This window comes from Achromobacter sp. GbtcB20 (genome assembly GCF_019091095.1).
Taxonomy (GTDB): Bacteria; Pseudomonadota; Gammaproteobacteria; order Burkholderiales; family Burkholderiaceae_B; genus Achromobacter; species Achromobacter mucicolens.
Genome location: NZ_JAGXJZ010000004.1, coordinates 40756 through 66614 on the forward strand (window position 1 = coordinate 40756; position 25859 = coordinate 66614).

The 25859-nt window shown below is 65.4% G+C and carries 21 protein-coding genes; 8 read left to right on the top strand and 13 right to left on the bottom strand.

Annotation, left to right across the window (positions count from 1 at the left end; all coding sequences use genetic code 11):
- Positions 1-278 precede the first annotated feature (278 nt).
- The 3 genes from KVT32_RS07600 (at position 279) to fetB (ending at position 4501) form a co-directional block, all read left to right on the top strand.
- The gene (locus KVT32_RS07600) at positions 279-2939 is read left to right on the top strand and encodes a T6SS effector BTH_I2691 family protein (RefSeq protein ID WP_217617945.1); all 2661 of its coding nucleotides are present in this window, start codon (positions 279-281) and stop codon (positions 2937-2939) included.
- Positions 2940-3160: 221 nt separating this feature from the next.
- Positions 3161-3634 carry a hypothetical protein gene (locus tag KVT32_RS07605; protein WP_217617946.1) on the top strand — a complete coding sequence of 158 codons (474 nt, stop codon included), beginning with the start codon at positions 3161-3163 and terminating at the stop codon, positions 3632-3634.
- 66 nt (positions 3635-3700) lie between these two features.
- Complete coding sequence (fetB, locus tag KVT32_RS07610; protein WP_152384519.1) at positions 3701-4501, top strand: iron export ABC transporter permease subunit FetB; 801 nt, start codon at positions 3701-3703, stop codon at positions 4499-4501.
- 126 nt (positions 4502-4627) lie between these two features.
- Here the strand turns inward: fetB and KVT32_RS07615 are convergent, their stop codons facing one another.
- Complete coding sequence (locus tag KVT32_RS07615; protein ID WP_217617947.1) at positions 4628-6856, bottom strand: NADP-dependent isocitrate dehydrogenase; 2229 nt, start codon at positions 6854-6856, stop codon at positions 4628-4630.
- Positions 6857-7411: 555 nt separating this feature from the next.
- Between KVT32_RS07615 and ilvA the strand changes: the two genes are divergently transcribed.
- A complete protein-coding gene (gene ilvA, locus KVT32_RS07620; protein WP_217617948.1) occupies positions 7412-8983 on the top strand; it encodes a threonine ammonia-lyase, biosynthetic in 1572 nt (523 codons plus the stop codon).
- Between the two features lie 16 nt (positions 8984-8999).
- Here the strand turns inward: ilvA and KVT32_RS07625 are convergent, their stop codons facing one another.
- The 5 genes from KVT32_RS07625 to KVT32_RS07645 all read right to left on the bottom strand — a co-directional run bounded on the left by KVT32_RS07625 (position 9000) and on the right by KVT32_RS07645 (position 13481).
- Positions 9000-9932 carry a hypothetical protein gene (locus tag KVT32_RS07625; protein ID WP_217617949.1) on the bottom strand — a complete coding sequence of 311 codons (933 nt, stop codon included), beginning with the start codon at positions 9930-9932 and terminating at the stop codon, positions 9000-9002.
- Between the two features lie 62 nt (positions 9933-9994).
- Complete coding sequence (locus tag KVT32_RS07630) at positions 9995-10777, bottom strand: ABC transporter ATP-binding protein (RefSeq protein ID WP_062839404.1); 783 nt, start codon at positions 10775-10777, stop codon at positions 9995-9997.
- Positions 10778-10779: 2 nt separating this feature from the next.
- On the bottom strand, positions 10780-11235 hold the full coding sequence (gene azu, locus KVT32_RS07635; RefSeq protein ID WP_175155534.1) for an azurin: 456 nt from the start codon (positions 11233-11235) through the stop codon (positions 10780-10782).
- Positions 11236-11264: 29 nt separating this feature from the next.
- Positions 11265-12347, bottom strand: coding sequence for an iron ABC transporter permease (locus KVT32_RS07640; protein ID WP_175155533.1), 1083 nt, complete (start codon positions 12345-12347; stop codon positions 11265-11267).
- A gap of 6 nt (positions 12348-12353) precedes the next feature.
- Positions 12354-13481 carry an ABC transporter substrate-binding protein gene (locus KVT32_RS07645; protein WP_152384512.1) on the bottom strand — a complete coding sequence of 376 codons (1128 nt, stop codon included), beginning with the start codon at positions 13479-13481 and terminating at the stop codon, positions 12354-12356.
- Between the two features lie 209 nt (positions 13482-13690).
- On the opposite strand from KVT32_RS07645, the gene KVT32_RS07650 reads away from it, so the two are divergent.
- From KVT32_RS07650 to KVT32_RS07665, 4 genes are all read left to right on the top strand, one after another.
- Positions 13691-14374 (top strand): response regulator transcription factor, encoded by a 684-nt coding sequence (locus KVT32_RS07650; RefSeq protein ID WP_152384511.1) that lies wholly within the window; start codon positions 13691-13693, stop codon positions 14372-14374.
- On the top strand, positions 14367-15668 hold the full coding sequence (locus KVT32_RS07655; protein ID WP_217617950.1) for a HAMP domain-containing sensor histidine kinase: 1302 nt from the start codon (positions 14367-14369) through the stop codon (positions 15666-15668). The genes KVT32_RS07650 and KVT32_RS07655 overlap by 8 nt, the downstream gene beginning before the upstream one ends.
- Positions 15669-15811: 143 nt before the next feature.
- On the top strand, positions 15812-16975 hold the full coding sequence (locus KVT32_RS07660; RefSeq protein ID WP_152384509.1) for a DUF1624 domain-containing protein: 1164 nt from the start codon (positions 15812-15814) through the stop codon (positions 16973-16975).
- Positions 16976-16983: 8 nt separating this feature from the next.
- Positions 16984-18072, top strand: coding sequence for a porin (locus tag KVT32_RS07665; RefSeq protein ID WP_175155531.1), 1089 nt, complete (start codon positions 16984-16986; stop codon positions 18070-18072).
- 78 nt (positions 18073-18150) lie between these two features.
- Here the strand turns inward: KVT32_RS07665 and KVT32_RS07670 are convergent, their stop codons facing one another.
- From KVT32_RS07670 to kdgD, 7 genes are all read right to left on the bottom strand, one after another.
- On the bottom strand, positions 18151-18891 hold the full coding sequence (locus tag KVT32_RS07670; RefSeq protein WP_152384507.1) for an amino acid ABC transporter ATP-binding protein: 741 nt from the start codon (positions 18889-18891) through the stop codon (positions 18151-18153).
- A gap of 18 nt (positions 18892-18909) precedes the next feature.
- Entirely contained in the window at positions 18910-20010 is a 1101-nt protein-coding gene (locus tag KVT32_RS07675; protein WP_056318045.1) for an amino acid ABC transporter permease, read from the bottom strand.
- A 1-nt stretch (position 20011) separates the two neighbouring features.
- On the bottom strand, positions 20012-21175 hold the full coding sequence (locus KVT32_RS07680) for an amino acid ABC transporter permease (protein ID WP_217618060.1): 1164 nt from the start codon (positions 21173-21175) through the stop codon (positions 20012-20014).
- 30 nt (positions 21176-21205) lie between these two features.
- Positions 21206-22414 (bottom strand): aminotransferase class I/II-fold pyridoxal phosphate-dependent enzyme, encoded by a 1209-nt coding sequence (locus tag KVT32_RS07685; protein ID WP_152384505.1) that lies wholly within the window; start codon positions 22412-22414, stop codon positions 21206-21208.
- A 98-nt stretch (positions 22415-22512) separates the two neighbouring features.
- A complete protein-coding gene (locus KVT32_RS07690) occupies positions 22513-23529 on the bottom strand; it encodes an amino acid ABC transporter substrate-binding protein (RefSeq protein ID WP_128829053.1) in 1017 nt (338 codons plus the stop codon).
- Positions 23530-23922: 393 nt separating this feature from the next.
- Entirely contained in the window at positions 23923-24648 is a 726-nt protein-coding gene (locus tag KVT32_RS07695; protein WP_217617951.1) for a FadR/GntR family transcriptional regulator, read from the bottom strand.
- Positions 24649-24895: 247 nt separating this feature from the next.
- On the bottom strand, positions 24896-25810 hold the full coding sequence (gene kdgD, locus KVT32_RS07700; RefSeq protein WP_062839421.1) for a 5-dehydro-4-deoxyglucarate dehydratase: 915 nt from the start codon (positions 25808-25810) through the stop codon (positions 24896-24898).
- Positions 25811-25859 lie beyond the last annotated feature (49 nt).

Sequence of the window (25859 nt, forward strand, 5' to 3'; positions counted from 1 at the left end):
TGATGTACACGTTTCAGATGCGCGAGCACGATCACGGCGATCGTCCTCGGGTGCATCAGGTGGGAAGCTAGGGCGCTTCCGGTCAGGGTACGCGGCGGACGCCCACCCCATAGCGGCTGCCTCAGCAATAACGTCTTTCGAGCCGGGCCGCAGCCACCGGAGCGCCGCGTGCCCGCCCAATCTCGTCCGATTTTCCTGTTTATCGTTGGCGCCAATGATGGGGAAGCCAGCGCACTTCAGCACGGCATTTCACCATCACGGCGTCCTGGACCGCGGTCATGAACCAGGTGTCATTGGAAGAGCTGCTATCGCAGGCAGTCGACGTCGCGCGCAGTACTCGACGGGACGAAGCGCCCAGCCCGTGCGTCGACTGCAAGTCCGAAGTTGCCATTCTTCCGCTGCGCTATGCCGTGGTGACCAGCGAAGATCCGGAAGCGCTTGCCGCGCTGGCGCCGGATCTGCCTCGCAATCTCGGCCTGGGGTTGCCCGCGTTGCACGCCAAAGGCGTCCGCTACGCCGTGCGCGCCATGCGCCAGGGTTACCTGTACGCGTTCATCAAGCGCTTCGGAAAATGGAATTGCGAAAGCGCGTGGCGAGCGACAGGGACAGGGGTGTTCTCCCCATTCTGGCCTTACTCGCCAGATTCGCAGTACGCGCCCGAACCGCGCCGCCTGCTCGGATATGGCGGCTGGACCATCCTGTTCAAGGCCCCGGAAGACATCCAGGAAGCGCGCCTGCTGTTCACTCCGGACGTGCTTACCGAGCGCATGCTCGACAAGTTGCGCGATACCGATTCGTTGCGCAACAAGCTGCAGGCATTCGACATCAAGGAAATCGCCAACATCTGCTCGTTTGCTCCCGACGTGCTCGACATGTCTTCCACGGACAATGGCATTGCCGAGAGCATCGCCGCGGCCCATACCCGCTTGGCGCCCACGCTTGCCAATCAGCTCCATTCCGACCCGGATTATCACCACGCCCCGCAATTGGTCGCGTCGGATTTGAGGCCGACGGTCACCCGAGCCCGCGGCGCCGCTATCGTGCTGCGCGACCCCATCGGCATTACTCAGCAACTCAACGCCTGGCGAAACGAGGCCGTCGAGACGCTGAAGGACTACTTGAACAGGGGTGGGGCCAACAACGGCATCAGCAACGAACGCAAGATTCTGGTGGCGCAGGCGTTCGGCGATGTTCGGAATCAGTTTGAAGAGAGGTCCGCTGCCTTGGAGGCGCAGCATTACATCGAGATCGAACGGGACAAGGTGTTCAATCCCGAGATGGCGCGGGGGCGCAACTGGATCCTCGACGAGGCGCAGCAGAAACGCTGGGAAGCGGCAGCCCAGGAGCACGTGCGCAACTATGAAGCCACGATAAGGGCGCGGGTGCAAGCCAAACTGGACAGCGGCGAATACCGCACCCGCTTCGAAAGCAAGTACGTAACTCCGCCGGACCCGAAAGCGGCGTTGCAGATCTACGCCATGAAACAGGCGCTCGCGGGTTTCGAGACCCAGTGTCGAATTGCGGAACAGGAAGCGGCGCGTCGGGCACTGCCATACGAAGTCTGGTTGCAGAGCGAGCAATTACTGGATGGGTTGGACGTCTATGACGATGCCGATCTTGCCAGCGGCTGGCGGTTTGCGGGTCAGACAGGACTGTGCGTCTTTGGTGCGGAAGGATGCGAAAGCAGTGCCAACTTCATCCAGCAGTGGTGGCAGGGTGGGGCGCAAGACCGCAAGAACCTCGCGCTGCGAAGCTTTGGACTAAATCAGGATGCCATCCTGGCGGAAATGGACCGCATCCGCGAATCCGCGAAATCCGAGCCGGCGCTCGCTGCCGGCGACACCATTTACCAGTACACGCGGACGGGCCTCGAAATGGCAAAGACGCTAGGGCAGCTCTTTGACAAGGCCAATAGCGTGTACGAAGCGATGGACAAATCGAGCAATGCGGGACTGTCAGGCGGAGTCCTGGCCTGGTACGCCAGCCTGGGCCGTCAGACCTTGCGCCACGCCTCGCGAGGCAACGAATGGTTCGTCCACTGGGCCACCCGCAGCTGGCTCGCCGCCAGCATCGGCGAGCGCGCCGTCAACCTCAGGCTAGAGGACCTGCAGGCCATCGGCCACAGCGCGGACCGGACGGTCATGCGAGGCCAGATCAAGCAGAACGTCCAATTCGCCTTCGCGACGGAGCTGGTGGATGCGCACTCCAGCGAGTTCTACAAGGTAAGGGCCAGCGGGTGGCTGCTGTTGCTTGAGGCCGGCCTGCTCGGATTAAGAATGCACAGCCTGCCTCAGAACGACAGGCAGAGAGCCGAGCTGGCGGCCGCCGTGCTGACCGCCGGCGCGGCGGGGATCGAAATGCTGGCCTGCGGGACGGAGCTGGTGTTGAGGCACTTCAATCCCGGAAGCACGACCGGGGTGGGGGCCACGGTGTTCTTGGGGAGGCTGCGGCTGTGGGGTGGGGCGTTGGCGATCATGGGAGGTGCGATCGCCGCTACGTATGATCTGATTGATATGCAGAACGCGGCGAAAGAGAAAAAAACATCGCTATCCCGAGCATTTCGGATCCGGTTTGTCACGACTCTCTTGATGGCGACAGGGCAAGCAAGCTTAACCTTGGGAGCGGCTGCACCGATGCTACGCATTGTTGCAGAGCGGGCTGTGCTCTCACGCTGGAGCGTCTCGTTGGGCATGATGGCAGACATTTCAGCCTTCTTTGCCAAGGAGGCAGTGGCGCTATTTTTGCGCCGCCTGCTACTCCGTGGGACGGGAATTTTGGTCGTAGCCAGTGTGGCAATTGCAATTTTCGATGATGACGCTCTGCAAAAATGGTGCAAGCGTACATCGTATCGCGGACCAAAGTTTCAGAACGAGAAGCCGTTTGAAGACACAGCGCAAGAATTGGCGAGCGTCTATGGCGCCCTGAATGAGGTGGCTTGATGTACGCGACCGAGTGGATGATGTGGTTGGGCTGCTTGAAATCGGATGAGGAATTAGGGAGCCATTCCGGAGGCGCACGGCCCTCGCCACGAGCTGTGTCTTACGTAGAAGATGTTGCGCAAGAGCGAGCGGCCCAACAGGCAAAACGTTGCGATCGCGCTGTCAGTCGCGGCCCAGTGTACGCCGCTAACGATATATATATGGAGATGCGTTGCGGGGGAATGGAAGACAAGCGGGGGCTTATCACGCTCGCCACTGCAATTTTTGTAGGCATGATTTTATATGCGTGGGCCGTTAGTTCGGGACCAATTCTCTTTGCAGTGCTGCTCGGCTCGATGAAGTGGTATGACAGTTCAATCGGGTGGCAGCAGTACTTTGATTTGGCGTTCGACGTCATTATTTTTGGCGTGCCGCTTTGGCTCTACTTCAGGCACGCATTCCGCTTCAGTCGTCTAGAGGTGTTGACGTCCCGTCACTTGCTGGTTCGGTTTAATCGGATTACTCGTCAAGTCTATCTTCATCGACCTTCGCATTGTGGCGGTGTCCTTGTCTTGCCCTGGAACGGCACAACCTCGATGGAGATGGCGGGTCAGCGCCTTATGCTCGGATGGTTTCCAGACGATACGCCGTTGCCGTTTCCGAACTTTGGCGCGGTTTCTGACTCGCGGTGGCGGCATCCTGATCGTCACGCATAGCGCCGAGCAGGCCGGTCGTCTGGCGCGCCGAAGCTGGCGGATGACGCAGGGCCGCATGGAGCCCCTATGGACGTGATCCAACTGCAGGCGCTGGATCTGGTGATCGCGTCGCTGCTGGTGCTGCTAAGCGCCGGCATTTCCTTTGCGCTGCGCCTGAACCTGCACAGGCAGGTGCTGTGGGCGGCGGTGCGGACGGTGGTGCAACTGCTCCTGGTCGGCCAGATCCTTCGCATCGTGTTCGCCCACGCCGCGCCATGGCTGACGGCGCTGGTGGTGGCCGTGATGATGGCGCTGGCCGCGCGCGAGGTGGCCGCCCGGCCCAAGGCGCGCCTGACCGGACACGGCAACGGCTGGGTCGGCACGCTGGCGGTGGCCAGCACCACGCTGATCACGGCGCTGTTCATCCTGAGCACGGCGTTGCGTCCAGACCCCTGGTACGACCCGCGCTACACGATTGCACTGGTGGGCATTGTGCTGGGCAGCGTGCTCAATGCCGCCAGCCTGGCGCTGGACGGCATGCTGTCAGGCGTGCGCCGCGAACGGCTGGGCATCGAGGCACGTTTGGCACTGGGGGCCACGGTCCACCAGGCGTTCTCATCGCTGCTGCGCGAATCCGTGCGGCGCGGCATCGTGCCAAGCATCAACCAGATGTCCGCCGCGGGCATCATCACCTTGCCCGGCATCATGACCGGCCAGATCATCGCGGGCATGGACCCGGTGGACGCGGCCAAATACCAGATCCTGCTGATGTTCCTGCTGTGCGGCGCAAGCGGCATGGCAGCGATGGGCGCAGCCTACGGCGCCATGCGCCGATTGACCGATGAGCGTGGAAGGCTGCGGCTGGACAGGTTGATGCCGGGGCGGTAGGGCGCGTGTCGCCTTGCCCACGAATGCAGCCATCCGGCGCGTCCAAAGAAAAACCGGCAGCCCCAACGGGACTGCCGGTTTCTTGTCTGTCAGCCAGCTTGCGCCAGCTGGCAAAGCAGGGGACGCTTAGCCGATGGAGGCCAGCACCTTGTTCAGCGTGGCGCTGGGGCGCATGGCCTGGCTGGCCTTGGCTTCGTTCGGCTGGTAGTAGCCGCCGATGTCCACGGGCTTGCCTTGGGCTGCCTTGAGCTCGTCCAGGATCTTGTTCTCGCCTTCCGAGAACGCGGTCGCGGCGGGCGCGAACTGGGCGGCCAGGGCGCGGTCTTCGGTCTGGGCGGCCAGGGCTTGGGCCCAGTACATCGCCAGGTAGAAGTGGCTGCCGCGGTTGTCCAGGCCGCCGACCTTGCGCTCGGGCGACTTGTTTTCGTCCAGGAACTTGGCCGTGGCCTGATCCAGCGTCTTGGCCAGGATCTGGGCGGTCGGGTTCTTGTACGTGCGGCCCAGGTGGTCCAGCGACTCGGCCAGCGCCATGAATTCGCCCAGAGAATCCCAGCGCAGGAAGCCTTCTTCCAGGAACTGCTGCACGTGCTTGGGCGCCGAACCGCCCGCGCCGGTTTCAAACAGGCCGCCGCCAGCGACCAGCGGCACGATCGACAGCATCTTGGCGCTGGTGCCCAGTTCCATGATGGGGAACAGGTCGGTCAGGTAGTCGCGCAGCACGTTGCCGGTGACCGAGATGGTGTCCAGGCCTTCGCGGATGCGCTTGACCGAGAACTTGGTGGCTTCGACGGGGTCGAGGATGCGCAGGTCCAGGCCGCTGGTGTCGTGGTCCTTCAGGTACTGCTTGACCTTGGCGATAACCTGGGCGTCGTGGGCGCGCTTTTCGTCCAGCCAGAAGACGGCGGGCGTCTTGGTGGCGCGGGCGCGCGTGACGGCCAGCTTGACCCAGTCCTGGATCGCGGCGTCCTTGGTCTGGCACATGCGCCAGAGGTCGCCGGCCTCGACGGCCTGCTCCAGCAGCACGGCGCCGGAGGCGTCGGTGACGCGCACGGTGCCGGCGGCCGGGATGACGAAGGTCTTGTTGTGCGAACCGTATTCTTCGGCAGCCTGGGCCATCAGGCCGACGTTGGGCACGCTGCCCATCGTGACCGGATTGAACGCGCCATTGCGCTTGCAGTCGTCGATGACGGCCTGGTAGACGCCAGCGTAGCTGCGGTCGGGGATGACGGCCTTGGTGTCCTGCAGCTTGCCTTCGGCGTTCCACATCTTGCCCGAGTCGCGGATCATGGCGGGCATGGACGCGTCGACGATGACGTCGCTGGGCACGTGCAGGTTGGTGATGCCCTTGTCGGAGTTCACCATGGCCAGTTGCGGCAGCGTCTTGTAGGCGGCGTCGATGTCGGCGGTGATGGCGGCCTGCTGGTCGGCGGGCAGCGACTGGATCTTGGCGTACAGGTCGCCAATGCCGTTGTTGGGGTCAAAGCCGGCCTGCTTGAGGACGTCGGCGTGCTTGGCCAGGACGTCCTTGTAGAACACGGAGACCACGTGGCCGAAGATGACGGGGTCCGAGACCTTCATCATGGTGGCCTTCAGGTGGACCGAGAACAGCACGCCGTTGGCGCGCGCGTCGTCGATCTGCGCCTGCAGGAAGGACTTCAGCTTGGCGGTCGACAGCACGGCGGCGTCGATGATCTCGCCTGCCTTGACCGGGGTCTTTTCCTTCAGGACGGTCTTGGTGCCGTCGGCAGCCGTCAATTCGATCTTGACGTCGCCGGCTTCGGCGATGAGGGCCGACTTTTCGGTGCCGTAGAAGTCGCCTTCGCTCATGTGCGCGACGTGCGACTTGGAGTCGGACGACCAGACGCCCATCTTGTGCGGGTGCTTGCGGGCGTAGTTCTTGACCGACAGCGGGGCGCGGCGGTCGGAGTTGCCTTCGCGCAGGACCGGGTTGACGGCGCTGCCCTTGACCTTGTCGTAGCGCGCCTTGACGTCACGCTCGGTGTCGTTGGCGGGGGCGTCCGGGTAATCCGGCAGCTTGTAGCCCTGGTCCTGCAGTTCCTTGATGGCCGCCTTCAGTTGGGGCATCGAGGCGCTGATGTTGGGCAGCTTGATGATATTGGCTTCGGGCTTGACCGCGAGGGCGCCCAGCTCAGCCAGGGCGTCGGACAGCTTCTGGCCGTCTTCGAGGTAATCCGGGAACAGGGCGATGATGCGGCCTGCCAGCGAAATGTCGCGGGTCTCAACCGTGATGCCTGCGGGTTTGGCGAATGCCTGGACGATGGGCAGCAACGAACGGGTTGCAAGTGCCGGAGCTTCGTCGGTGAGGGTATAGATAATCTTCGGAGTAAGAGACATGATCCTTGAATCTGTTCGGCTCAGGCGATTAACGCGCAAACCCGAACATGCTATGCGGCGTACGCCGGTAGATGTTGTCGAGAGTGGGTTCGTATGGAGGGACGCGCAGGCAAGCCGTCCACCCAACATGACCGCCGCCCGTCCTATTGTCTGACTGGACCGGCCGGCCCAATTGAAAGGGCCGTATCCGGGTCCGCCTTGGAAGGTGCGACCGCCACGAACTTTCCATTGTAATACCGTGCTACGCATTGCGCCGGGAAATGGTTCCATTTCATGATGGCGACGCAATATGCATATGCCCAAGGTTTCAGGGACGGATCGCGCGCGGCGGCCAATGCGATGCAAATCGAGCCCAACTATCACGTTTGACAAAGCGCCGCGATGAGAGGAAAGTAGCGCCCATGAATTTCCGCGCCGTCCGCATTTCGCTGATTATTACCATCATTCCTGGAATGGTGGGTTAGCGCGCGACCGCAACAGTCACAGCCACCCGCCCCACGAGGCGGGTTTTTTGTGGCCGCCTCTGCCGGGCAAGCCTACCCAAGCAGAGAAACCATGTCCGCTACCCCCCCCAACGCACCCTCGGAATTCCAGGCTGGCGCTGCCACGCCCATGGAGTACCTGCGGCAGATCCTGACCGCCCGGGTCTATGACATTGCCCGGGAAACCGAACTGGACCTGGCGCGCGGCCTGTCCGCCCGGCTCGGCAACACTGTCCACTACAAGCGCGAAGACAACCAGCCGGTTTTTTCGTTCAAGGTGCGCGGCGCCTATAACAAGATGCGCAACACGCCGCGGGCGGCGCTGGAGCGCGGCGTGATCACCGCGTCGGCCGGCAACCATGCGCAGGGCGTCGCCATTTCGGCGGCCAAGCTGGGCGTGCGGGCCATCATCGTGGTGCCGCAGACCGCACCGCAAGTGAAGGTGGACGCCGTGCGCGCCCACGGCGGTCCGACCGTCACCGTGGTGCAGGCCGGCGATTCGTATAGCGACGCCTACGCCCATGCCCAGATGCTGGCGCAGGAACAGGGACTGACGTTCGTCCCCGCGTTCGACGATCCGTATGTGATCGCCGGTCAGGGCACGGTGGGAATGGAGATCCTGCGCCAGCACCCCGAACCGCTGCACGCCATCTTCGTGCCGATCGGCGGCGGCAGCCTGGCAGCGGGCGTATCGACCTACGTGAAGGCGGTGCATCCCGGCGTGAAGGTCATCGGCGTCCAGACAGAGGACTCTTGCGCGATGGCGCAGTCGCTGCGCGTGGGCGAACGCGTCATCCTGGCCGACGTGGGCCTGTTTTCGGATGGCACGGCCGTCAAGCTGGTGGGCGAAGAGACGTTCCGCCTGTGCCGCGAGCATCTGGACGAGGTGATCCTGGTCGACACCGATTCGGTATGCGCGGCCATCAAGGACGTTTTCCTGGACACGCGCAGCGTGCTGGAGCCAGCGGGTGCGCTGGCGGTGGCGGGGCTGAAAAAATACGTCGAGCGCGAAGGCGCTCGCGGGCAATCGCTGGTGGCGATTACTTCAGGCGCCAACATGAACTTTGACCGCATGCGGTTCGTGGCGGACCGCGCCGAGGTGGGCGAGGCGCGCGAGGCGGTGTTCGCGGTGACCATCCCCGAGGAACGCGGCAGTTTCCGGCGCTTTTGCAAGGTGATCGGGCAACGTAGCGTGACCGAATTCAACTACCGCATCGCCGACGCGCGCACCGCGCACATCTTCGTCAGCGTGCAGATCGCGCGCCGCGGTGATTCGGCCGACATTCTGGCGGCGTTGCAAGCCGAGGGCTTCTCGGCCACCGACCTGACGAACAACGAAGTCTCCAAGCAGCACATCCGCTACATGGTTGGCGGACGCTCGCCGCTGGCAGGCGGCGAACGGCTGTTCCGCTTTGAATTTCCCGAGCGCCCGGGCGCGCTGATGAAGTTTCTGTCGGCGATGGCGCCCAACTGGAACATCAGCCTGTTCCATTACCGCAACCAGGGCACGGACTTCAGCTCGGCGCTGGTGGGCATCCAGGCACCGGTGGCCGACGATGCGGCGCTGGATGCGTTCCTGCGGCAACTGGGTTATGCGCACGCCGAGGAAACGGGGAACGAGGCCTACCGCCAGTTCCTGATCTGAGTGAGCGGCCGGGCGTTTAGCTAGCGTTGCAACCGGCCTTGCGCGGCAATGCCACGCCCGGCTTCAAACGCAGCGTCGCGCGGCCCTGCGCCTGGGTCAGTTCCAGCGCGTTTGCGCGCCATGCGGGCACGTCGTCGAATGCGATGACCGGCGACGAGCCGGAAGCGGCCTTCGCGCCGGGCCGTTCGAATTGCAGCGCAGGCAGGCCCACGCACGTGTCCTTGAAATCCAGGCGGGCCAGCTCACGCCCGTCGCTCAGGCGCACCGCGCGAAACGCCAGGGGCGTATCCACGAACTTGCTGACTTCCGGCACGTATTGCAGGTAACCGTGGGCGTCCTTGACGTGCGTGGCCGGTTGCAGCACGACGACGTCGCGGCCCGGAGGGATAGCCAGGTAGGCCACATCGCCCGCCACATCCAGCAGCTTGCCCGGGCCGAGGTTCTTGGCCTTGAGCGGCGCGTGCCGGATCATCACGGTTTCGTTCCAGGCGGAATTCACGCGCGTCCATCCGAGCAGGCGGGAGTCCTCGAACCGCGTGCCGTGGATCCGGTCGCGGTCTGGCTTGCCGGAGATGGGTAGACGCTGCACGCGCAGCGCGCCGTTGACCACTTGCAGATGCGCGAGCACGGTGCTGGCGCTGGAACTGGTGAAGAATGCCAGCACCGCGTCGGTTTCCAGAATGGCGACGGGACCGGGGCAGAAGAACGCGCGGGCTTGCGGCGCATTGCTACCCGGAAAGAGCAGGGCGCCGACGTCCGCGCCGCACAGGCTTTTGCCCTGGAACGTGATGGTGGTGGCGCGCGTCGTCTGGCCCTGACCGGTATTCCAGTCGCTGCGGCTGCCGGTTGCCACGTCGACGACAAGGCCGTGATTGTCATAGACCACCGCGGCGCCCGAGGGCGCGGCCAGCAGGCTGAGCAGAAACACGAGGGCGCGGCGGCTCGTCATGGGCGGACTCAGAGGATGGCGGGAGGGGTGAATATATACCGCTGAAGCCGCGCCGGTCCGGTTCAGCGTTCGGCCAGCCCGTCGACATGGATCTGCGCCTGTCCCTGCGGACAATGCTCCACGCGTGCCCGCACCCGGTATACGCGGCGCAGCGTGTCGGGCGTTACCACATCGCCTGGCAGCCCTTCGGCCTCGATCGCGCCCGCGTGCAGCAGCAACGCATGGTCCGCGTGGCGCAGCGCGATGTTCAGGTCGTGCAGCACCACCAGCGTAATGAGACGGTGCAGGCGCGTCTGGCGGCGCAGCACGTCCATCACGTGGAACTGATAATTCAGATCCAGCGCGGACAGCGGTTCGTCGAGCAGCAAGAGGCGCGGGCGCCGCACCAGCGCCTGGGCCAGCGAGGCAAGCTGCTTCTGTCCGCCTGACAGTTCGTCCAGATGGCGGCTGGCCAGGTGCGCAATGCCCAGCTCGGTGATGACCGCCATGGCGTCCTCCATCAGCGCGTGCCCGGGTTGCCCGTGCCTTCCGGAACGCGCCGCCACCAGCACCGATTCGAAGACGGTCATGTGCACCCCCTTGGGCAGGGCCTGCGGCATGTACATCGCGCATTCGGCGCGGCGGGCGGCGCTGGCCTGCGCCAGGTCCTCGCCGCCCAGCAAGAGGGCACCGTCCATCACCGGATGCAGGCCCGCCAGCGTCTTGAGAAGCGTGGACTTGCCGCTGCCGTTGGGGCCCAACAGCGCGGTGACGGCGCCTTCGGCCATGGGGCCGGCGCTGGCGTGGCGTAGCACCGGCCGCCCGCCGTAGCCCGCGGACAGCGCCTGGAGGCGTAGCTGCGTCATCGTCAGGGTTGCAGCACCAGCGTGCCGCGCATGTGCTGCGCGTGCGCCGGGAACGAGCAGTAGTAGGTGTATGACTGGCCGGCGCGCAGGCGGCTGACGGGGAAGGTGACGGTGGCCGTCTCGCCGCCGCCCAGCATCGGCGTCTTGGCCAGGATGCGGGCGTCTCCCGGCTTCAGGAAGTCGTTGTTCGCGCCCGCCTGGATGCCGTCCGCCATGACGGCGTCGATGTCCCCGGTCTTGGTCAGCACCCAGTTGTGGCCGGCCTTTTCCTTGCTGTTCTTGCCCGTGTGAATGAGCCGCACGGTGAATTCCTGGCAGCTTGCCGGCACGACGATGTGGTCAGGGCCGAACTGCTTGCCGGGCCGGCCTTCGACGTCGATGCTGCACTCGGCGGGCGCGGCATGGGCCGTGCCGGCGATCATCAGGGCCGCGAGGGTCAGCGTCAGGCGGAATTTCATCGGGGTGTCTCCTTGTGCGATGGGTGCCGTCAGGCGCGCTTGAGCGCCCGCACGACGATGGTGAGAAAGAAGGGAATGCCGACCAGCGACGTGACGATGCCCACGGGAATGAGCGCGCCGGGCAGCACGGTCTTGGAGGCGACGGACGCAAGCGACAGGATCAGCGCGCCGGCCAGGGCGCTGCCCGGCAGGTAATAGCGATGGTCTTCGCCCAGCAGCAGCCGCGCGATGTGCGGCGCAACCAGGCCGACGAAGCCGATCGTGCCCACGAACGACACGGCCAGCGCCGCCAGCGCGCTGACGCGCAGCAGGCTGACCAGGCGCAGGCGCTTGACGTCGATGCCGAAGCTGGCCGCGCGTTCCTCGCCCAGGCGCACCGCGGTGAGCTTCCAGGCGTCGCGCATCGAAAACGGGATGGCGAGCGACAGGGCCGCCGCCATGACGCCGACCGTTGTCCAGTTGGCGCGCGCAAGGCTGCCCATGGTCCAGAACACGATGCCTTGCAAGGCCTCTTCGCTGGCGACGAACTGCAGCAGCATCACCAGCGCCTGAAACGAATACACCAGCGCGATGCCAAAGAGCACCACGCCCAGTGTCGATCCGCCACGCCAGCGCGCCACGCGCTCCAGCACCAGCACCGAGAGCAGCGTGCAGGCGAAGGCCGATACGGACACCGTCATGCCGGCCGGCAGCGCCGGCAGATGCCAATCCAGCGTGATGGCAAGCGACGCGCCGAACGCTGCCGCGGCCGAGACGCCCAGCGTGTAGGGGCTGGCGAGCGGGTTGTCCAGCATGGTCTGCATCTCGGCGCCGCCCAGGCCCAACGCAACGCCGACCAGCAGCGCCATCAGCGCATAGGGCAACCGGAACTGCCAGACGATGACGCGCGTGCCGGTGTCCGACACATCGGGGTGCAGCAGCGTGCGTAGCAACTCAGGCAGGGACAGCGATGCGGGTCCGCTCGCGATGTCGGCCAGCAGGCTGGCCACGATGGCCAGCACCAGCGCGGCGGTCAACAAGAGGCGCTTGCGCACCGCGCGCCGATACGTGGCGATGGGGTCGCCGGGGACGGAAGCCGTGCGTAGTGGCGTCGCTGTGACAATATCGGTCATGTCGGTCTACTTCGCAGGCGCGGCCGGGGTCGTCCAGAAGGCGCCCGTGCTGTCCAGGTCCAGGAACTGGCCGTAAAGCGTGTCCAGCGTGCCTTGCGGATCCAGCGCCGCCGCGCGCTCGGGGTAGAGCCACTTGGCCATCGCCTCGATGGCGGCGATGTTGTAGGGCGAGTTGTAGAAGGCGTGCCAGATGCCAAAGGCGCGATGTTGCGTAACAGCATCCAGGTCGCGGATGCCGTCGCGGGCCAGCAGCGTGGACAGGCTGCCGGCAGAGACCTTGGGATCTGCGCCGGGCCCGGCCAAGAGGCCTGGACGGCCCGGCTCCGACCGGCTGCCCGTGGCGATGTAGACGTCGGGCTTGGCGTCGATGACAAATTCCAGGCTGACGTCGCCGATGGCGCCGGGCAGCACGGGCGCGGCCACATTGACGCCACCGGCTGCTTCCAGCAGGTCGCCAAAGCTGCCGTTGCCGGTGGTGTGGCAGCACGCGGGCCACACGCCCGCCAGCATTTCCACGAAGACGCGCGGCCGCTGCGCCTGCGGCACCGCGTCCACCACCTTGCGCACGCGGGCCAGGCGATCTTCGTAGAACGCGATGTAGGCCTCGGCCTGCGCTTGCCGGTCGAGGGCTTGGCCCAGGATGCGCAGGCTGGGCACCGTGTTGCGTACCGGGTGCTGGCGGAAATCGATGAACACGATCGGGATGCCGGCTTCCTGCAGCGCGGGAATCATGGGATTGTTGCGGCCCGGACCGTGGCCGCTGACGCTGAAGATCGCCACGTCGGGCCGCAGCGAAACGATTTTCTCCGGGCTGACGCTGGCTTCCGACGTCTTGCCGATCAAGGGAACCTGGGCCGCTTGCGGGAAGCGCTTGACGAGCTGGTTCCAGGAATAGGGATCCTGCTGCTTGAGCTCGCCTTGCCAGCCGACCACGCGCGCGACGGGATCGTGCCGGTCCAGCAGCGCCATCGCGAAGACAAAGCGGCCTTCACCCAGCAGAATGCGCCGCGGGTGGTCGGGCACCGTCACGACGCGGCCGGCCAGGTCGGTGACCTCGCGTGCATGGGAGGCGGGCAGGGCGCAGAACAGGGCGGCGGCGGTCACGGCCGCACGGAAGAGGGCAATCGGGCGCATGGCGAATCCTTATGGGGCATTGGCCGCGCGTTGCGGGTAACGCGAACCATTCTTATCGCCGGGCAGTGTCCGACAACCTGTCTCAAGAATTCGTTAAGACGCGCCGAGCCTGTGGTGCAGGCGCTGCACACCCGGCATCCGATGCCCGGCATCCCACGCCTCGGCCTCTACAATGTGAGATTGATTGTTGTTCTCCGAGCTGTCTCGCCATGCGCGTTCTCGTCATCGAAGACGACCCCGACATTCTTGCCAATATCACGCATCACCTGACGCGCCGCGGCTACATCGTGGATTGCGCCGAGGATGGCCAGCGCGGCTATGCGATGGCGGCCACGGGCGAATTCGACCTGATCGTGCTGGACCTGATGCTGCCGCGGCTGGACGGTTACGCGCTTTGCCGCCGGTTGCGCACCGAGGCGGCGTGCAACACGCCCGTCATCATGGTCACCGCGCGCGACACGCTGGACAACCGCCTGACGGGATTCGACGCGGGTGCCGACGATTACCTCGTCAAGCCATTCGCGCTGGCCGAACTGGCGGCACGGGTCAAGGCGCTGCTGCATCGCGCCAGCGGGGCGGGCGCGTCCCGAATCCTGCGCGTGGGCGACCTGACGCTGGATACCGGCACCCTGGCGCTGGCGCGCGCGGGTCAGGCGCTGCGCCTGCCTCCGTCGCCGCTGCAATTGCTGACCTTGCTGATGCGCGCCAGTCCGGCGGTGGTCCATCGCACCCGGCTCGAAGAGGCGCTGTGGCGCGACTCCCCGCCCGACAGCGACAGCCTGCGCACCCACATCCACCAGATCCGCCACGTGGTCGACAAGCCCTACGACACGCCGCTGCTGCACACCGTGCATGGCATCGGCTACCAGTTGCGGCCCCCCAGCGATGGCTAGCCGCGGCGCACGCCCGGTGCGGCGCGGGCTGGCCCGCCACCTCGTGCTGACTTACCTTGCGCTGGCGCTGCTGGTGGCGGGACTGTTGACCTGGCTGTCGGTCTGGAGCGTGGGCAAGCTGGAGGCCCACCTGCAACGCATCGACATGGGCATGGCGGTGGAGCGCGTGCGGGGCGATTTCCTGGCCGGCATCGACCCGGGCCGGCCGAACCGGTTCTTTTATGGCGATCCAGGCGGTGCGGCGTTTCCCGACTGGCTGCGTCCGCTGGCGCCGGGCTTTCACAAGATCGCGCGCAATGGCCGCGTGTGGCACGTGATGGTCGACGACCTGGACGGACAGCGCTATATGCTGCTGCGCGACTACACCGAGTACGAGCAGAACCAGTCGGCCTCGCACCTGACCGCGGTGACGGGGCTGGCGGCCAGTCTGGCGCTGGCGTTCGTGCTGGGCATCGTGGCCACCCGCCGCCTGCTGCGCCCGCTTGCGCGGCTGGCCGCGCAGGTCAACACACGCGGCGCGCAGCCGCCGCAGACCCGGCTGGCCGAAGACTATCCGCCGGACGAGATCGGCCAGCTCGCGGCCGCGTTCGACTCGACCTATAACCAGCTTGAGCAGGCGCTGCGGCGCGAGCAGCTCTTTACCGCCGATGTGGGGCATGAGTTGCGCACGCCGCTGATGGTGATTTCCAGTTCGTGCGAACTGCTGCGCGAAGAACATGGTCTGGACGCGGCGGGCCGGGCGCGGCTGGCGCGCATCGAAGCGGCCGCCGCCGACATGGGTGAACGGCTGGACACGTATCTGATGCTGGCGCGCGGGGGAGATGCCGCCGGCCTGTTTCCGCGCGAAAGCGCCGCGGATACTGCGCGCGGCCAATTGGCAGCCTGGTCGCCCGTGGCGCAGCGGCGCGGCATGCAGTTGACGCTGGAGACCGCCGGCGGCGACGAGCCCGCCTTGCTGTTTCCGGCGCCGCTCTTGCGCGCCGTGCTGTCCAATCTGATCCGCAATTCGCTGCAATATGCCGGGCCGCAGGCACGCGTCGCCATCACGGCGGGGCCTGATTTCGTGCAAGTCAAGGACGACGGTCCGGGAATTCCCGTGGAACGGCAGGCGTCGCTCTTCCAGCCATTCGTGCGCGGCGGACAGCCTGACGATGGCAACCTGGGGCTGGGGTTGTCGCTCGTCCAACGCATCTGCGAGCACCAGGGCTGGCGCGTGTCGCTGCATTCGCGGCCCGGGCAAGGTAGCCAGTTCCGCGTGGACTTGGCAGGACCCGCACCCACCCCGGCCCGCTAAACGGCGGCGCCGGCCTGCGCGAGGGAGCGGGCAACACGCCAGCGCGTCAAACAGGGACAAAAAGTCTTGGAATAGTAATGTTATTACATTACTATTCTGGCTTTTTTCGCCCGCCGCGCGTTGCCGCGAGTTCCGCATTCCCCATGACTTCTTTCATTTCCCAACCCGCGGCCGCCCGGCTGCGCTCCATCGACGCGCTACGCGGCCTGGTCATCGTCATCATGCTGCTCGACCACGTGCGCGAGACCTTCTTCCTGCACCACCAGGTCGGCGACCCGATGGATGTATCGGCCACGCCGCCCGACCTGTTCTTCTCGCGCCTGCTTGCGCATCTGTGCGCGCCGGTGTTCGTCTTTCTGACGGGCCTGTCGGCCTGGCTGTATGGCGCCAAGGCCGGCAACCGAAGCGCCACCGCGGCGTTTCTGGCCAAGCGGGGCGCGTTTCTCATTGCGCTCGAAGTCATCGTCGTGAACTTCGCGTGGACCTTTCAGTTTCCGCCCGCCGTTGTGTACCTGCAGGTGATCTGGGTGATCGGCCTGTCCATGTTGTCGCTGGCGGCCTTGCTGTGGCTGCCGCGCTGGGCGCTGGTGTTGACCGGCGTGGCGCTGGTTGCCGGCCATAACGCGCTCGATGCCGTTCACTTCGCGGCAGGTCACGCCCTGCACGTGCCGTGGGCGGTGCTGCATGACCGCGGCTGGATCGAGGTAAGCGACACGCTGCGCCTGCGCACGTCGTACCCGTTGCTGCCGTGGATCGGCGTGATTGCGCTGGGCTATGCCGCGGGACCGTGGTTCCAGCCGGGCGCCGATGCGGCCGTTCGTCAGCGCCGTTTGTGGGCGGCGGGGCTGGCGGCCGTGGCGGGTTTCGTGGTCCTGCGGGCAATCAACGGGTATGGGCAGTCGCAGAAATGGTCGATGCAGGACGACGCGCTGCATACCGCCATGAGCTTCCTGAACATCACCAAGTACCCGCCGTCGCTGATGTTCCTGCTGCTGACGCTGGGCCTGGGACTGTGCCTGCTGGTGCTGATCGAGCGCGCGCAGTCGGCGGCGTGGGTCCGCGCGCTTTGCGTCTTCGGCGCCGCGCCCATGTTCTTCTATCTGCTGCACCTGTATGTGCTCAAGGCGCTGTATCTGGGCGGCGAAGCCATCTGGGGCCTGAACCAGGGCAAGTACTTTGGCGTGGACGGCGTGGGCGCGGTGTGGCTGATCTCGATCCTGCTGGCGGTGGCGCTGTTCTGGCCCGTGCGCTGGTTCGGACGCTTGAAGGCGGCGCGCCGCGATATCGCCTGGCTCAAGTACCTGTGAGGCCGGCGATGGCGGTACGCAAGTGGGCCGCAGGCATCGTGGCATTGATGGCGCCGTGGGCTGCGCACGCCCAGCAGAACGCCGTGACGCTGTATGGCGTCGTGGACCTGAGCATCGCGGGCTTTTCCACGCAGGAGCGCGGCACGGCCATCAACATGCAGTCCGGCGTGCAGTCCGGATCGCGCTGGGGCCTGCGCGGCAGCGAAGACCTGGGCAATGGCCTGCGGGCCAACTTCCAGCTTGAAAGCGGCTTTCTTGCCAACAACGGCAACTCGGCGCAGGGCAGGCGCCTGTTCGGGCGTGCGGCGTGGATGGGCGTGTCCGGCGGTTTTGGCGATCTTCGGCTTGGCCGGCAGACCTCTGTGTCGTCGGCCACGCTGGCCGACTACGATGCGTTCCTGGCGTCCTACCTGATCACCGGCGCGCAGACCGCGCTGCTGCCGTACAACGCCAATCGCGCAGACAACATGGTGGCCTACTGGAGCCCCTCTGTCGGCGGGCTGCGCGCGGGCGTCGATGCCAGCCTGGACTACGACGGCGGGGGCGGGTTCCAGACCGCGTCCACCAACAAGCTATACAGCGCCGCCGTGGTGTTCGACCAGCCGGGCTATTCGATCGCCGCCACCTACGAAGGCGCAAGCTGGGCGGACGGCACGGCGCAATCGGCCGCCATGACCCGGGCAGGCGCCGACCGCCGGCCCTACGCCTACACGCTGGCCGGCCGCGCCACGGTGGATGCGTTCACGCTTTATGCCGGCTGGTCGGTGATGCGCAACGGCTCAACCATCCCGGCGGTACAGTCACCCGGTCAGCGGGTGTACTTCCCGGGCAGCACGGTGCACGGCGTGATGGCGGGCGCTGCCTGGCGCAATGGTGCGAGCACCGTGATGGCGTCGTGGCAGGGCAGCCTGCCGGGCGGCGGGTCGCTCGAGCGCGATGGCGCCACGCATACCCAGCAGATCTATTCGGCGGGCTACGTCTACGACCTGTCCAAGCGCACCAACGTGTACGCCATCTACGGCTACATGCGCGGCGCCTGGGACGATCCGTCCTGGCATCAGTCCCAGTACGCGGTGGGCATGCGCCACCGCTTCTGATCGCGCCCGGCGCACGTCCACGAAAAAGCCGCCTGATGAAGGCGGCTTGAGGATCTGACGGAGCGACTATCCGTCGCCTCAGTGCAGGATCTGACTCAGGAACAGCTTGGTCCGCTCGCTCTGCGGATGATCGAAGAAGTCGTCGGGGTTGTTCTCTTCGATGATCTCGCCGCGGTCCATGAAGATGACGCGGTTGGCAACCTTGCGCGCAAAGCCCATCTCGTGCGTCACGCAGATCATCGTCATGCCGCTCTCCTGCGCCAGCGTCACCATCACGTCCAGCACTTCCTTGACCATTTCCGGGTCCAGCGCCGACGTGGGCTCGTCAAACAGCATGACCTTCGGGTTCATGCATAGCGAGCGCGCGATCGCCACGCGCTGCTGCTGGCCGCCCGAGAGCTGGCCGGGGAACTTGGCGGCCTGATCCGGGATGCGCACGCGCTCCAGATACTTCATGGCGGTGGCCTCGGCCTGGGCGCGCGACTGCTTGAGCACCCACATAGGCCCCAGCGTCAGGTTTTCCAGCACGGTCAGGTGCGGGAACAGGTTGAAGTGCTGGAACACCATGCCGACCTCGCGGCGGATGGTCTCGATGTGCTTCAGATCGCTGGTCAGCTCGGTGCCGTCGACGATGATCTGGCCCTTCTGGTGCTCTTCCAGCCGGTTGATGCAGCGGATCATCGTGGACTTGCCCGAGCCCGACGGGCCGCACACCACGATGCGCTCGCCCTGGGCGACGTTCAGGTTGATGTTGCGCAGCACGTGGAACTGGCCGTACCACTTGTTCACGTCATGCAGACGAATGATGGCATCGGACATGCCTGTCCTCCTTCGGATTTACCGGGCGTGCCCGGTGGCCAGGCGCTGCTCGAGCGCGCGGCTGTATTTGGACATGGAATAGCAGAAGACGAAGTAGATGAGCGAGATGAAGAGATAGGCCTCCACCCCGAAACCTCGCCATGCCGCGTCGGACAGGGCCGCCTTGGCCGCCAGCGTCAGGTCGAAAATGCCAATGATGACGACCAGCGACGTGTCCTTGAACAGGCTGATGAAGATGCCCACCAGCGGCGGGATCACGATCTTGAGCGCCTGCGGCAGGATGATCTTGCGCATCTGCTGCCAGTAGTTCAGGCCCAGCGAATCCGCGCCTTCGTACTGGCCCTTCGGAATGGCCTGCAGGCCGCCGCGCACCGTTTCCGCGATGTAGGCCGCGGCGAACATGATGATCGCGATCTGCGCGCGCAACAGCTTGTCGATGGTGAAGCCTTCCGGCAGAAAAAGCGGCAGCATGACCGACGACATGAACAGCAGGCTGATGAGCGGCACGCCGCGGATCAGCTCGATGTACACGACGCACAGCGCCTTGATCGCCGGCATCTTGGACCGGCGGCCCAATGCCAGCAGCACGCCGACCGGAAACGCGAAGGCGATGCCGAAGGTGGCCAGGATCAGGGTCAGCGGCAGGCCGCCCCAGCGGGCGTTTTCGACGTAGGTCAGGCCAAACACGCCACCCCACATCAGCACGGCGACGGCCGCCAGGCCCAGCGTCCAGATGAGCGCCAGCTTGCCGTTCCAGAAACGGCGCATGCCGCTTGCCACGATCACCGCGATCAGGATACCGGTAGCGATCAGCGGCCGCCATTGCTCGTCGAACGGATAGGTGCCGAACAGGATGAGGCGGTGCTTCTCGATGATGAACGCCCAGCACGCGCCGCCGGCCGCGCGGCATTCCTGCGCATTGGTGGCGTCAAAACTGGCCTTGATGAAGGCCCATTCCACCAGCGCCGGCAGCGCCATCAAGAGGCACCATGCCAGCAGCACAGTGATCAGGATGTTGAGCGGCGAGGAGAACAGGCGCGACCGCATCCAGGCCCAGGCGCCGCTTTGCGCGCCGGGCGGGGCGAGGTCGGCGCCCAGGGTTTGCGTAGTGCTGCTCATCTCAACGCTCCACCAGCGCGATGCGCTTGTTGTACCAATTCATGAATATCGAGATCGACAGGCTGACCGTGAGGTAGGCGGCCATGATGATGAGGATGCCTTCGATGGCCTGACCGGTCTGGTTCAGCGTGGTGTTCACGACAGACACGATGTCCGGATAGCCGATCGCCACTGCCAGCGAACTGTTCTTCAACAGGTTCAGGTACTGGCTCGTCATCGGGGGGATGATGACGCGCAGCGCCTGCGGCAGGATCACCAGGCGCAGCACCAGCCGGCGCGGCAGGCCCAACGATCCGGCGGCTTCCCACTGGCCGTTGTTGACGGCCTGGATGCCGGAACGCACGACTTCGGCGATGAAGGCGGACGTATAGACGGTCAGGCCAAGGAAGAGGGCGACGAACTCGGGCGTCAGCGTCAGGCCGCCGACAAAGTTGAAGCCCTTGAGCGCCGGCATGTCCAGCGTCAGCGATGCGCCGCTGGCCAGCCACCCGATGACGGGAAACCCGATCAAGAGACCGATGGCCACGCGGCCCAGCCGGAAAGGCTGCCCCGTCGCTTCCTGGCGCTTCGTGGCCCAGTGGCTCACGGCGATGATTGCCACGATGGCCAGCGCCAGTCCGCCCAGCACCCAGTCCAGCGAGGCGCCTTCCAGCCCCGGCACCTTCAGGCCGCGATTGGAGATGAAGACGCCCGGCAATGGGTTGTGCGCCTGGCGCGGCCCGGGCATGTTCTCGGTGATGAGCGCATACCAGAAGAAGAGCTGCAGCAAGAGCGGCACGTTGCGCATCACCTCGACGTAGACCGAGGTGATCTTGTTGACCAGCCAGTTCTTGGACAGCCGGCCGATGCCGATGAACACGCCCAGGATGGTCGCGGCCACCAGCGCCAGCAGCCCCACGCGCAGCGTGTTCAGGATGCCGGCGAAGATGGCGCGCCCATAAGTATCGGCGGGCGAGTAGGCGATGACGGTTTCGCCGATGGCAAAACCGGCCTCGCGATTCAGAAAGCCGAATCCTGTCGCAATGTTGCGCAGCGACAGGTTGTGCAGCGTGTTGTGCACCAGGAACCAGACGGCGGCCCCGACCAGCGCGAGGGCCAGCGCCTGGTAGACGACCGCCCGCGTGGCTGGATCGTTCCAGGAAACCCGGCGGGGCGGGCGCCGCACCGGGTGTTGAGCGGAGTGCTGCGCCACGGTTCAGCCCGCCATCAATGCGCCGACGGCGGCGGCAAGGCGGTCCATGCCCTGTTCGATGACCTCGGTGGAGGTCGCGAACGAGAAGCGCACGTACGGCGACAGCCCATACGAACCGCCGTCGATCACGGCCACGCCGGCCTCGCGCAGGAAGAACAGGCTGACGTCCAGGTCGGTCTTAAGTTCGCCATCGGGGCCTTGACGGCCGATCAGGCCCTGCACGTTGGCGTACACGTAGAACGCGCCGTCCGGCATGGCGCACGAGATGCCGGGGATGGCATTCAGCCGGCTCACGATGAGATCCCGGCGCTTCTTGAAGATCTCGACCATTTCCGTGACGCTGGACTGGTCGCCTTCCAGGGCTGCCTGCGCGGCCGCCTGCGAAATCGCGCTGGGGCACGACGTGCTTTGCGACATGACGGTGCTCATGGCCTTGATCAGCTCGGCCGGGCCGGCGCCGTAGCCGACGCGCCAGCCGGTCATTGCGTACGACTTGGACATGCCGTTCACGATGAGCGTGCGGCCGATGAGTTGCGGTTCGACCTGCACGGGCGAAGCGTGCGCCTGGCCGCTGTAGGTGAAGGGCGCGTAGATCTCGTCGCTCAGGATCCACACTTGGGGATGGCGCACCAGCACGTCGGTCAGCGCGCGCAGTTCGTCCGCGCTGTAGACGGCGCCGCTGGGGTTGCTGGGCGAATTCAGGATCAGCCAGCGCGTGCGCGGCGTGATGGCCGCTTCCAGCGTGGCCGCGTCCAGCTTGAAGCCTTGCGATTCGGGGCCGGTCACCACGACCGGCTTGCCTTCGCCCAGCAGCACCATGTCGGGGTAGGACACCCAATACGGCGCGCAGACGATGACTTCGTCGCCCGGTTCCAGGCTGGCCGTCAGCGCGGCCGCGATGATCTGCTTGGCGCCCGCGCCCACGGTGATCTGGTCCATGCCGTAGCGCACGCCCAGGGTCTGTTCGAGGCTGTTGGCAATGGCGGTGCGCAGGCCCACGGTGCCGTTCGGGCTGGTGTAGCGGATGTCGCCGCCCGCGATGGCTTCCTGGCCGGCGCGCGCGATATGCGCGGGCGTGGGCATGTCGGGCTCGCCCAGCGTGAAGTCGGCGATCTCGCGGCCCTGGCGGCGGAGTTCGTCCACGACGATCTTGGCGGCCATGCTGGGCGAGGGTTTGATCTGTTTGAGTCGGGCGTTGACGATGCTGTTCATGGTGATGCTGCGTAAAGAGTTATCTGGCGCGGGGCGGGCCCGCGCGCCGGGGAAATGAAAGACGGCTCCGCGCAAGGCGGAGCCGGGTAGGCCGCGGGTTAGCGCACCGGCCAGCCGTACATCAGGCCGCCTTGCGTCCACAGCTTGTTCAGCCCGCGGTCCAGCTTGAGCGGGCTTTCCTTGCCCATCGCACGGTCATAGCTTTCGCCGTAGTTGCCGACCTGCTTGATGATGTTGTAGGCCCACTTGTCGTCCAGGCCCAGGTTCTTGCCCATGCCGGGCGTCACGCCCAGGATGCGTTGGACGTTGGGGTTGGTGCTCTTCAACATTTCATCGACGTTCTTGGACGTGATGCCGTATTCCTCGGCTTCCAGCATCGCGTTCAGCGACCAGCGCACGATGTTGAACCACTGCTCGTCGCCCTGGCGGACCATGGGGCCCAGCGGTTCCTTGGACAGGTTCTCGGTCAGGATTTCCCAGTCGTCCGGGTTGGCCAGGCGCGTGCGCATGTTGGCGGCGGTGTTGGACTTGTCGTTGGTGTAGGCATCGCAGCGGCCCGATTCCAGCAGACGGAAGTTTTCGTCGTAGTTCTCGACCAGCACCGGCTTGAAGGTCAGGCCGCGGCTGCGGAAGTAGTCGGCCAGGTTCAGTTCGGTGGTGGTGCCGGGCTGCACGCAGATGGTCGCGCCGTCCAGTTCCTTCACGCTCTTGACGTTCATTGCCTTCTTCACGATCAGGCCCTGGGCGTCATAGAAATTCACGCCCACGCCGATCAGGCCCAGCGTCGTGTCGCGGGTCAGCGTCTGCGTGGTGTTGCGCGACAGCATGTCGATCTCGCCGGACTGCAGCGCCGTGAACTTCGCCTGGGCGGTCAGCACATTGCCCTTCACCTTGGAGGCGTCGCCGAACATGGCGGCGGCGACCGCACGGCACATATCTACGTCCAGGCCGGTCCATTCGCCCTTGCTGTCGAGCACCGAGAATCCGGGGATGCCGGCAAAGCCGCACTGCAGGAATCCCTTTTTCTTGACGGCGTCAAAGGTCACGCCGGCTTGCGCGCCGGAAGCAACGCACAGCAGGGTCGCCGCAATGGCGGAGCTCAGAAACTTGCGCATGGAGATTTCTCCTGGAGATCGAAAAAAAGTTAGGAAAAGCGGGAGGGACGGAAACGGCCAAGCGTGCGGGGACCGCCCCGGCAGGCCGGGGAGGGCGCGTCGCGCATTCGGACGGGGTAAGGCAATAAGGAGGAGGAGTGGCCGACGGGGCCGGTCAGGCGGTGCGCCGGTGGATGCGCGTGGCGTAAGGGAGATACGTACTGCGGAGGGTAGGAATCGGGCTCATCGGCGGCACTGGTACGGCAGGTCTTACAGTCGCGGAAGACGCCGGCGGTCACGAGGCCAACGTCGTATTACGTTATGCAATAAGACGTATGATGGCAGCCGTCATACAAGTAAACAAGTAAGGGGATTCCCGTAATTGGCATTACGGGCAGGGACTAAACGTCGGGCTTACGCCGCCGGCGGATGCGACAGCAGCTTGCGATAGCGCGCAATGCTGTCGCCCAGATGGCGGGCCATGGCGGCCCGCGCGGCGCCGGGATCGCGGCGCATGATGGCGGTCAGGATGGCTTCGTGCTCGCGCACGTTGCGGGTTTCGTACGTTTCAAGTTCTTCGGGCGTCTTGCCGCCGTGCTTGATGTTCAGATCCAGCATCACGTCGCGCACCGCGGCCTTCAGCAGCGCCGGAAAGTGCGGGTTGTTCGACGCGCGGGCGATCGACAGATGGAATTCGTAGTCGGCCTTCACGGCCGCTTCCATGTCGCGCGTGGCACGGTTGAAGGCGTCGAAGGCTTCGACGATGCTGCTCAGGTCCGAAGCGCTGCGGCGCTCGGCCGCCAGCCCACAGGCTTCCACTTCGAGGCCCGCGCGCAATTCCATGATGTGCAGCGCCCAGCGCGGATCCGTTGCGGGTTCGACGACGAAATCGATGGGTTTTTCGCGGTCTTCGGTGACGAAGACGCCGATGCCGGGTTTGCTGACCAGGCGTCCGCTCAGGCGCATGGAGGCCACGGCTTCACGAATGACGGTGCGGCTGACTTCGAATTCGTCGCAGAGCGCGTGTTCGGAAGGCAGCTTGTCGCCGGCGCGGTACTGGCGCGCATCAAGGCGCTTGGTCAGTTCCTTGATGACGAAATCGGTCAGGCGCGAGCGGGGAGGCCGGGCGGGAGTTTGCATTGTCTCTCTTATGGGAAATCGCTGCGGGCAAGGCGTGGCAGCCTTTGCGCAGCCGCAAGTTTACGCGTTCCTGGAATGCCTCGCGGGTGTCCGGCCCGTCGGGATTGGCCACGCGCAAAGGTCGCGGCCGCAGGAAGCGAGAGGGCCATATGACAACATACGGGGCGGATTCCGCCAACTTTTCTTTGCATCAATAAGCAAAACGCCCTCCATGGGAGGGCGTTCGGGCAATCAGGCAAGCATGGGCTTACTCGGCGCCGGACTTCTTGATCAGGGCGGCGAGCATTTCCATTTCTTCGCCGGTCAGGTCGGTCAGCGGCGCGCGCACGGGGCCCGCGTCGTGGCCCACCAGCTTGGCGCCGGCCTTGACGATGCTGACGGCGTAGCCGGCCTTGCGGTTACGGATTTCCAGGTACGGCAGGAAGAAATCGTCCAGCAGGCGGTTGGTGGTGTCGCTGTCGCCGGCGGCAATGGCGTTGTAGAACTCCATGGCCATCTTGGGCACGAAGTTGAAGACGGCCGACGAGTAGACCGGCACGCCCAGCGCGCGGTAGGCGGCAGCGTAGACTTCGGCGGTGGGCAGGCCGCCCAGGTACGAGAAGCGGTCGCCCATCTTGCGGCGGATGCGGACCATGGACTCGATGTCGCCGATGCCGTCCTTGAAGCCGACCAGGTTGGGGCAGCGGTCCGCCAGGCGGGCCAGGCTGTCGGCCGACAGGCGCGATTGGGCGCGGTTGTAGACGATGACGCCGATGTTGACCGACTTGCAGACCTGCTCGACGTGGGCGGCAATGCCGTCCTGCGAGGCTTCGGTCAGGTAGTGCGGCAGCAGCAGCACGCCCTTGGCGCCTTGGCGCTCGGCTTCCTGGGCGTAGGCGATGGCGGTGCGGGTGGGGCCGCCGGCGCCGGCCAGGATGGGGACCTTGCCCTTGCAGGTCTGGACGGCGGTGCGGATGACGTCCGAGTATTCCTCGGGGGCCAGCGAGAAGAACTCACCGGTGCCGCCGGCTGCGAACAGGGCGGTGGCGCCGTAGGGGGCCAGCCATTCCAGACGAGCCGCATAGCTCTTGGCGTTGAAATCGCCGTTCTGGTCGAAGTCGGTCACGGGGAAGGAAAGCAATCCTTCCGAGACGATGGCTTTGAGTTCCTGGGGAGTCGTCATGGCTGTCTTCCAAATAAGAGAAAGGGGTATGAAAAGGCGGTGATGCCGT

Excerpts from the sequence above, each read along its gene's own strand:
- kdgD (WP_062839421.1), bottom strand. The coding sequence starts at position 25,810 with ATGACGACTCCCCAGGAACTCAAAGCCATCGTCTCGGAAGGATTGCTT.
- KVT32_RS07655 (WP_217617950.1), top strand. The coding sequence starts at position 14,367 with ATGGCTAGCCGCGGCGCACGCCCGGTGCGGCGCGGGCTGGCCCGCCAC.
- azu (WP_175155534.1), bottom strand. The coding sequence starts at position 11,235 with ATGAAATTCCGCCTGACGCTGACCCTCGCGGCCCTGATGATCGCCGGC.
- ilvA (WP_217617948.1), top strand. The coding sequence starts at position 7,412 with ATGTCCGCTACCCCCCCCAACGCACCCTCGGAATTCCAGGCTGGCGCT.
- KVT32_RS07615 (WP_217617947.1), bottom strand. The coding sequence starts at position 6,856 with ATGTCTCTTACTCCGAAGATTATCTATACCCTCACCGACGAAGCTCCG.
- KVT32_RS07650 (WP_152384511.1), top strand. The coding sequence starts at position 13,691 with ATGCGCGTTCTCGTCATCGAAGACGACCCCGACATTCTTGCCAATATC.
- KVT32_RS07670 (WP_152384507.1), bottom strand. The coding sequence starts at position 18,891 with ATGTCCGATGCCATCATTCGTCTGCATGACGTGAACAAGTGGTACGGC.
- KVT32_RS07630 (WP_062839404.1), bottom strand. The coding sequence starts at position 10,777 with ATGACGCAGCTACGCCTCCAGGCGCTGTCCGCGGGCTACGGCGGGCGG.
- KVT32_RS07600 (WP_217617945.1), top strand. The coding sequence starts at position 279 with ATGAACCAGGTGTCATTGGAAGAGCTGCTATCGCAGGCAGTCGACGTC.
- KVT32_RS07695 (WP_217617951.1), bottom strand. The coding sequence starts at position 24,648 with ATGCAAACTCCCGCCCGGCCTCCCCGCTCGCGCCTGACCGATTTCGTC.
- KVT32_RS07685 (WP_152384505.1), bottom strand. The coding sequence starts at position 22,414 with ATGAACAGCATCGTCAACGCCCGACTCAAACAGATCAAACCCTCGCCC.
- KVT32_RS07625 (WP_217617949.1), bottom strand. The coding sequence starts at position 9,932 with ATGACGAGCCGCCGCGCCCTCGTGTTTCTGCTCAGCCTGCTGGCCGCG.
- KVT32_RS07640 (WP_175155533.1), bottom strand. The coding sequence starts at position 12,347 with ATGACCGATATTGTCACAGCGACGCCACTACGCACGGCTTCCGTCCCC.
- KVT32_RS07675 (WP_056318045.1), bottom strand. The coding sequence starts at position 20,010 with ATGAGCAGCACTACGCAAACCCTGGGCGCCGACCTCGCCCCGCCCGGC.
- KVT32_RS07605 (WP_217617946.1), top strand. The coding sequence starts at position 3,161 with ATGGAAGACAAGCGGGGGCTTATCACGCTCGCCACTGCAATTTTTGTA.
- KVT32_RS07660 (WP_152384509.1), top strand. The coding sequence starts at position 15,812 with ATGACTTCTTTCATTTCCCAACCCGCGGCCGCCCGGCTGCGCTCCATC.
- KVT32_RS07665 (WP_175155531.1), top strand. The coding sequence starts at position 16,984 with ATGGCGGTACGCAAGTGGGCCGCAGGCATCGTGGCATTGATGGCGCCG.
- KVT32_RS07690 (WP_128829053.1), bottom strand. The coding sequence starts at position 23,529 with ATGCGCAAGTTTCTGAGCTCCGCCATTGCGGCGACCCTGCTGTGCGTT.
- fetB (WP_152384519.1), top strand. The coding sequence starts at position 3,701 with ATGGACGTGATCCAACTGCAGGCGCTGGATCTGGTGATCGCGTCGCTG.
- KVT32_RS07645 (WP_152384512.1), bottom strand. The coding sequence starts at position 13,481 with ATGCGCCCGATTGCCCTCTTCCGTGCGGCCGTGACCGCCGCCGCCCTG.